Here is a 2115-nt window from a genome sequence, read left to right on the forward strand (position 1 = left end):
TCGCCGCTGTGAATCGTGTCGTCGGCCATGTGGCTGGCTCCAGCAGGAAGGTGAGAATCAGGCGGTGATCAGGCGCAGCGTGATGGTGTAGGGGTGATCCGGCCCCTGGCCGCCAGCGGCGAGGCGATAGACCTCGGTGGCCGTGACCGCCTCACCACTGGCACGATCGAACACGCAATCGAAGGTTTGCCCATCGCCCCAGATGAGCGTCATGGGCGTGCCGTCGGGCCGTGGCGTGGCTGCCAGCTCAGTGAGGGCCAACGCGGTGGCGCGGGTTACCCATGCCCCGTTGCCGCTGGCGAGGGTGATGGGGCGCCCTGCCGCCTGCGCGGATTCCTCAATGATGAGTGCCCCGGTCAGCGTGGGCGTCTGCACCTGGCCGACGCTGTGGGACACCAGCTCATCGGTCCACTGGATGTCATCGGGCAGCACAATGCCCTCAAGGGTGATCGCCATGGAGTTCTCTCAATAGAAATGAAACGCCCGCCATCAGCGGCGGGCCGTTGTGCGTGAGGCTTGGGCCAATCGATCAAGGAAGGCATCGGCCTCGCGCTCGTCTACCCCGTTGAGGGTGACGGTCTCGTTACCGATGTTGAGGTCTACCGCCACGCGGCGCTGGGCCTGTACCGACTGGGTGAGCTGGCTGGTACGGTTCTGGGCGTCACGGTTGTTCTCGCGCTGGGTGACCTCGGCCTCCTGCACGTTGCGCTGACGCTCAGCCTCATCAGCCAATGCCTGCTGCTTCTCCTGCTCGGACTGGGCGCGGATATCCTCAAGGCGAAGATCGTGAGCGCGTTCCGCCAGCCGCAGCGACTCCTGCGCCGCGCTGATGGTCTGAGCATCGCCCAATGCTCGGGCGGCGTTGAGCGCCTCCTGAAGCTCGGCCTGTTGCTGCTGATAGCGCAGCGCCTCCACCTGGGCGCTATCGCCCTGCAGGCTGGCGAGTTCCGAGCGCAGACTGGCCAAGGTGTCACTCACGCTGTCTGACAGCGACTCGACCTGACTGCGCACCGACTGAATCGAGCTTTCGAGGCCGGAAAGGTCGGACTCGTCGAGCAAGTCGAAGCGGCTGGAGAGATCATCCATGTCCTGCGAGAGTGCGCTGGCTGGCGCCCGCCCTGCCTCGATCTGGTCGGTCAGCGATTCCACGGCGATCTTCTGCTCGAGGAAGGCGATCTCGGTCTGACGTGACGTAGTGGCGAGGTCCGTCATCCAGGCCGTGAAGCCGGTGGAGTCGAGACGGGTAGCGAGGTTGTCGCGAAGATCACCGATTTCATGATCCAGCTCGGCAATGCGCTCCTGCATGCCCTCGATACCTTCGGCCTGGGTGTCGATGCCCCAGTCAGTCGCGAAGGCCTGATAGGCGGCGTCACTGAGTGACCGCATCTGCTCTTCCGTCTCGTGCAGGGCATTGCTCATCAGCTGGGCAATGGTCTGGGCGCTGCGCGTGACAGAGGCCTCCACCGTCTTGGCCGTGTCGGCAGAGGCCTGCTGCGCCTTGTTTCCCGTGTCCCGGGCTGCCTTGGCCGTGGCTTCCTGCGCCTCGATCCACTGCGCCTTGAGCGTGCGAGCCCCGGTCACGCCATCCTTGACCAGCCCATCGAGAACCGCGCCGAAAGCCTTGATGCCCTCGTCAGAGCTGATCTGCTCCTTGGCGCCGACATAGGCACGGCTCAGCTCCTTGGCGGATAGCTCGCCGGTAGAGGCGATCTTGGTGAAGGCATCAATGGCCGAGCGTTCCGCCTCGGTGATACCGGTGCGAATCTCCTCCAGGGTGGTGCCCATGTCCTTGGCCAGACGAGCACCGGCAGACTTCCACTTGGTCGCGAGGGCATCCGCACCGGTCACGCCGTCATTCACCAGCCCATCGACCTGATCCTTGAGGGCGGCGATACCCTTGTCAGACTTAATCTTGTCCTGCGCCTTATCGAAGGCCGTCGCCAGCTGCGCCGCACTCAATTCACCACTGGCCGCCAGCGTGGCGAAGGCATCAAGGGCTTCCTGCTCGCTGTCCGAAATACCACTGGACAGCTCTCCCAGCGAGGTACCGAGGGAAGTGGCGGCGTTTTCCAGTGCCTTCTGGCGTTTGGCGGCCGCATCCGCTGCCTGCTTGGC

General features: G+C 64.5%; 2 protein-coding genes. Both read right to left on the bottom strand.

The annotated features are described in order from the left end of the window. Positions 1-57: 57 nt before the first annotated feature. Positions 58-456, bottom strand: coding sequence for a hypothetical protein (locus AC4FAH_RS14700; RefSeq protein ID WP_200019366.1), 399 nt, complete (start codon positions 454-456; stop codon positions 58-60). Positions 457-489: 33 nt separating this feature from the next. Further along, positions 490-2115, bottom strand: a 1626-nt coding sequence (locus tag AC4FAH_RS14705; protein ID WP_490246326.1) for a hypothetical protein, incomplete at its 5' end; no start/stop codon positions are given.

The sequence above is a fragment of the Cobetia sp. genome, from assembly GCF_983723665.1.